We start from the raw sequence: 5,156 nt of genomic DNA on the forward strand, positions 1-5,156 counted from the left end.
CGACCTGGAAGCATTGCAACCGTCAATCAACCGATTGGCCACGGCGAAGTAACGCAAGCCCCCACGCGCTCATTATGCGTGAGGCACCAGCTCACCCTTCGCGCTCACAATTAGGTGAGGCACCTCGGGGGAGCAGGAGTTTGGCAGATTTCGTAGCCGCCATCGACCAGGGCACCACCAGCACCCGGTGCATGATCTTCGACCACGACGGCGTCGAGGTGGGGCGTCACCAACTCGAGCACGAGCAGATCCTGCCCAAGGCCGGCTGGGTCGAGCACAATCCGGTCGAGATCACCGAACGCACCGGGGCGGTCATCCAGTCGGCGCTGAACAAGGCCAAACTGTCGCCCGCCGACCTGGCGGCGCTGGGCATCACGAACCAGCGGGAGACGTCGCTGGTCTGGAACCGCAAAACTGGACGGCCGTACTACAACGCGATCGTGTGGCAAGACACCCGCACCGACCGCATCGCCTCCGCGCTGGACCGCGACGGCCGCGGCGATGTGATCCGGCGCAAAGCCGGTCTGCCGCCCGCAACCTACTTCTCCGGCGGAAAGCTGCAGTGGATCCTCGAGAACGTCGACGGTGTGCGCCGCGACGCCGAGACCGGAGACGCGATCTTCGGTACCGCCGACTCGTGGGTGCTGTGGAACCTCACCGGCGGCACCCGCGGCGGTGTGCACGCCATCGACGTCACCAATGCCAGTCGCACGATGCTGATGGATCTCGAGACATTGGACTGGGACGACGAATTGCTGTCGTTCTTCGACATTCCGCGCCAGATGCTCCCGGAGATCAAGCCGTCGTCGTACCCGAAGTCGTACGGCGTCACCCTCGACGACGGACCGGTGGGGGGTCAGGTGCCGATCACCGGCATCCTCGGCGACCAGCAGGCCGCCATGGTCGGCCAGGTCTGCCTCGACGCCGGCGAGGCCAAGAACACCTACGGCACAGGCAATTTCCTCCTGCTCAACACCGGCGAGAAGATCGTGCGCTCGGAGAACGGACTGCTCACCACGGTGTGCTATCAGTTCGGTGACGCGAAACCCGTTTATGCCCTTGAGGGTTCGATCGCGGTCACCGGCTCGGCAGTCCAGTGGCTACGCGACCAGCTCGGCATCATCAGCGGCGCGTCGGAGAGCGAGTCGCTTGCGCGTCAAGTGGAGGACAACGGCGGCGTGTACTTCGTGCCGGCGTTCTCGGGACTCTTTGCGCCGTACTGGCGTTCGGATGCTCGCGGCGCGATCGTCGGGTTGTCGCGGTTCAACACCAACGCACATCTTGCGCGCGCGACGCTCGAGGCGATCTGCTACCAGAGCCGCGACGTCGTCGACGCGATGGAGGCCGACTCGGGCGTGCACATGGAGGTGCTCAAGGTCGACGGCGGCATCACCGCCAACGATCTGTGCATGCAGATCCAGGCCGACGTGCTCGGCGTCGAGGTGGTCAAGCCCGTCGTCGCCGAGACGACCGCGCTGGGCGCCGCCTACGCGGCGGGTCTCGCCGTCGGCTTCTGGGAGAACCCCGACGATCTGCGTGCCAACTGGCAGGAGGGCCGGCGCTGGACTCCGGCGTGGAGCGACGAGCAGCGCGCCGACGGCTACGCCGGCTGGCAGAAGGCCGTGCAACGCACGCTCGATTGGGTCGACGTCGAGTGAATCGGGCGCGCTAACCAACCTTCACGGTGCGTCGGCGCGCCCGATTCGCAACTAGGCGGCGTCGTCGAGCTGCGTCTTGGTCTCGTCGTCGAGCTCGATATCGCGCACGGCGGTGTTCTCCTCGAGATGCGCCACCGACGACGTGCCCGGGATCAGCAGCACATTCGGCGCCACGGACAGCGTCCACGCGAGGGCGATCTGCGCCGGCGTGCGGCCCAGCTTCCCCGCTTCACTCTTGACGGCGGGATGGCCGAGTACCGGGTTGTCGGGGGTGAACGCCGAACCGAGCGGAAAGAACGGGACGAACGCAATGCCGTGCTCGACACAGGCGTCGAGCACGGGCTGCGACGTCCGGTCGACGAGGTTGTACGCATTCTGCACGCAGACGATCTCGGTGCGAGCCAACGCGATTCGCAGGTGCTCGGGCACGATACTGCTCAACCCGATGCCGCCGATCAGCCCTTCGTCGCGCGCCTTGATCATCGTGGTGAGTTGGCGGTCGAACAGTTCTCTGTCGACCTTTGCCGGGGAGTTGGGGTCGGTGGCCTCGTCGTGGACGCGAAGGTTGATCGCGGCCAGGCGGTCGGTCCTCAGAGTCTCCAGATTCTCCTCGATGGCGGCCCGCAGCTCGTCGGGCTCCTGCGCGGGCAGCCACGCCCCGGTGTCGTCGCGCTTGGCGCCGACCTTGCTCACCAATGCCAGATCCGCTGGGTAGGGGTGCAGCGCTTCGCGGATCAATTGGTTGGCGACCTTCGGTCCGTAGAACTGCGAGGTGTCGATGTGGTTGATGCCCAACTCGATTGCGCGCCGCAGGACGGCGAGCGCCTCGTCGCGGTTACGCGGCGGGCCGAAGACACCGGGCCCGGGTAGTTGCATGGCGCCGTAGCCGACGCGCCCGACATCGAAAGAGCCCAGTGGGAAGGTTTGCATGTTCTTAGACATACCTGTGAGTAACCCTTCCCGCCCGGCTTATTCGCGATGGTCGACTATTCGGCTTCGCCCAAGATGCCGTAGATCTCGCGGCGGGCGTTGTTGACGATGTCGATGATGCGCTGCTGTTGTTCGGCCGATGCGGCGTGCGCGGATTGCGCGATGGCTCCCATCAGCTGGCCGACGGCGGCACGCAGGCTGACGGCACCGGGGTCGGCGCCTTCGGTGATCTCGTCCCACGGCGCCGTCTCGATCTTCTCGGCGGCCGCGCGGCCTTCGTCGGTCAGCTCGAAGAGCTTCTTGCTGCCGTCGGAGTCGGTGGAGACCAAGAGGCCTTCGTCGACAAGCAGTTGCAACGTCGGGTACACCGAGCCGGGGCTCGGCTTCCACAGCTGCTGACTGCGTTCGTTGATCTCCTGGATCATCTCGTAGCCGTGCATGGGCCGATCGATGAGCAGCTTGAGGATCGCGGCACGCACGTCACCGCGCCGTCCGCGTCCGCCGCCACGGGGTCCGCCGCGTCGGCCGCCACGGCCTGGTCCGAACCCGAATCCGGGACCGAAGCCCGGACCGAAGCCCGGACCGAAGCCGGGGCCGAATCCTGCGTCGCCGCGGTGCTCGCGGACGTGGTCGCGGAACTCGCGACGGGCCTGGCGGCGCTGTTCGTGCAGCGTACGCCGGTCTTCAGGGCTGAGAGCAGGTCCGAAACCGAAGCCGAAACCGCGGCCTTCGAAGGGGCCCTGTGGGGGTGTGAATGGGGTGTTCATAGTTCGTGTCTCTCTTTCGACAGGAAGCACGATCTGCGCTTCCGATACGTTGACGATATATCGGAAACTATCGCGATGCAACGTCCGCCGTCAGGGAGCCATCGCCACGTCTACAGCGCTGACGAGTCCAACTCGTCCGCCGAAGGAGCCGCAGTGGCGCGATGAGTGTTCGGGCTGACCCCGTACGCCCGTTTGAACGCGCTACTCAACGCGAACGGTGTGCTGTACCCGACCTGGCGGGCGACCGCACCGATCGTCGCCTGACTCGACCGCAACAGGTCGGCGGCCAACGCCAACCGCCAGCTGGTCAGGAATGCGATCGGCGGCTCACCGACCTGGTCGGCGAACCTGCGCGCAAACACCGCCCACGAACAACCAACGGCCGCAGCCAGATTCGCCACCGTCCACGGATGTGCGGGATTGTTGTAGATCAGCTTCAAAGCTGGGCCCACCACGGGGTCCTGTTCGGCAGCCCACCATGTCGGCGCGTTGCCTTCGCGGCCGAACCAGACTCGCAGCACCGCGATCAACAGCACATCCAGCATCCGATCCAGGTAGGCCTCCTGGCCGGTGCCGTCGCAGCCGGCCTCGTGGGCCAGCAGGTCCACCAAGGGGGTGTCCCATTCGTCGGCACGCACCACCAACACCGTGGGCAGCACATCGAGAAGCCGGGCGCTCACCTCGCTTTGACCCTGATAGGCGCAGATCACCGATCGTGTCGCCCCAGCCGGACTGTTGCCCCACGTCCGCACTCCAAGCGACATCTCGAACTTCAGCGTCTCGCCTGAGCGCGTCGTGCATCGGTTGCCGGGATGGATCACGACCATCGGTGCGGTGGCCGGGTCGTCGGCGAAGACGTAGTGCTCGGTGCCGCGGGCCAGGGCGACGTCACCGGGATGCAGCCAGGTGGTTTCACCGCTCTCGCCGACGATAGCCGCGCTGCCGTGCGTCTGGCAGATCAACGTCAGCGGCGCATCGTCGCGGATGCTCAACGACCACGGCGGATCCATCATCATCCGCAGCACGAACGCGCGCCGCGCCCGCACACCGTCGAGAAGGCCGACTACGGCGTCCACCGCCCGAGCCTATCGAGGCCCCGGCCCAGACGCCCGCGTATGCGGTCGGGACGTCTGACCATGGACCGTCCAATCTCGGCCGCTGTTGACTTCAGGTCATGAACTTCAGCCCATTTGTGGTACTCACCTCACTGGCCGCGCTGGCCGCCGCGGCTGCCTGCGGAATGATGTACGTCTTCTCGACATTCGTGATGCGCGGCCTTGATCGCACCGGACCGATCGCGGCGATCACGGCGATGCGCGGCATCAACGTCGCGGCGAATTCGAATCCGGCGTTCCTGCTGGCGTACTTCGGCGCCACGATCCTCGCCGTGATTGTCGGGATCGTGGCCGTGGTTCAGTTCGGCCAGCCGGGCAGCGCCTGGATCCTGGCAGGTGCGGTCGTCGGACTTCTCGCGGCGATCATCACGATGGTGTTCAACGTGCCGCTCAACAACCACCTCGAATCCGTTGATCCGGCCGGATTGTCGGTCGCCGACGCGGCCATCCAGTGGCAGGCGTACCTGTCCACGTGGACGGCATGGAACCACGTTCGCGCGGCCGCCAGCCTCGCCGCGGCGGTCTTGATGCTTGTCGGGCTGCGATACCGTTGAGGTTAGCTCGGCGGAGCGAATCCGCCGGGGTCCGATGGTGGCGGTGAAACCGGAACCTGTTGCGGTGGAAGCGGATACCCGACCAAGGGTGGCTGGCTCGGGGGCTGTCACTTATACCGCTCTGACGCTGCC

At 66.1% G+C, this 5,156-nt stretch carries 5 protein-coding genes; 2 read left to right on the plus strand and 3 right to left on the minus strand.

Going from position 1 to position 5,156, the window contains the following annotated elements:
- Positions 1 to 191 precede the first annotated feature (191 nt).
- Positions 192 to 1,658 (plus strand): glycerol kinase GlpK, encoded by a 1,467-nt coding sequence (gene glpK / locus CSQ99_RS30400; RefSeq protein WP_245909167.1) that lies wholly within the window; start codon positions 192 to 194, stop codon positions 1,656 to 1,658.
- A 51-nt stretch (positions 1,659 to 1,709) separates the two neighbouring features.
- On the opposite strand, the gene CSQ99_RS30405 is transcribed toward glpK, so the two are convergent.
- The 3 genes from CSQ99_RS30405 to CSQ99_RS30415 form a co-directional block, all read right to left on the minus strand.
- Positions 1,710 to 2,588 carry an oxidoreductase gene (locus CSQ99_RS30405; RefSeq protein ID WP_099042683.1) on the minus strand — a complete coding sequence of 293 codons (879 nt, stop codon included), beginning with the start codon at positions 2,586 to 2,588 and terminating at the stop codon, positions 1,710 to 1,712.
- Positions 2,589 to 2,644: 56 nt separating this feature from the next.
- On the minus strand, positions 2,645 to 3,355 hold the full coding sequence (locus tag CSQ99_RS30410; protein WP_099042684.1) for a PadR family transcriptional regulator: 711 nt from the start codon (positions 3,353 to 3,355) through the stop codon (positions 2,645 to 2,647).
- 110 nt (positions 3,356 to 3,465) lie between these two features.
- Complete coding sequence (locus CSQ99_RS30415; RefSeq protein WP_099042685.1) at positions 3,466 to 4,431, minus strand: AraC family transcriptional regulator; 966 nt, start codon at positions 4,429 to 4,431, stop codon at positions 3,466 to 3,468.
- A 98-nt stretch (positions 4,432 to 4,529) separates the two neighbouring features.
- Here CSQ99_RS30415 and CSQ99_RS30420 point away from each other — a divergent pair, with 98 nt between their 5' ends.
- Positions 4,530 to 5,024, plus strand: coding sequence for an anthrone oxygenase family protein (locus CSQ99_RS30420; protein WP_099042686.1), 495 nt, complete (start codon positions 4,530 to 4,532; stop codon positions 5,022 to 5,024).
- Positions 5,025 to 5,156 lie beyond the last annotated feature (132 nt).

It is taken from the genome of Mycobacterium neglectum (assembly GCF_002591975.1).
Classification (GTDB): Bacteria; Actinomycetota; Actinomycetes; order Mycobacteriales; family Mycobacteriaceae; genus Mycobacterium; species Mycobacterium neglectum.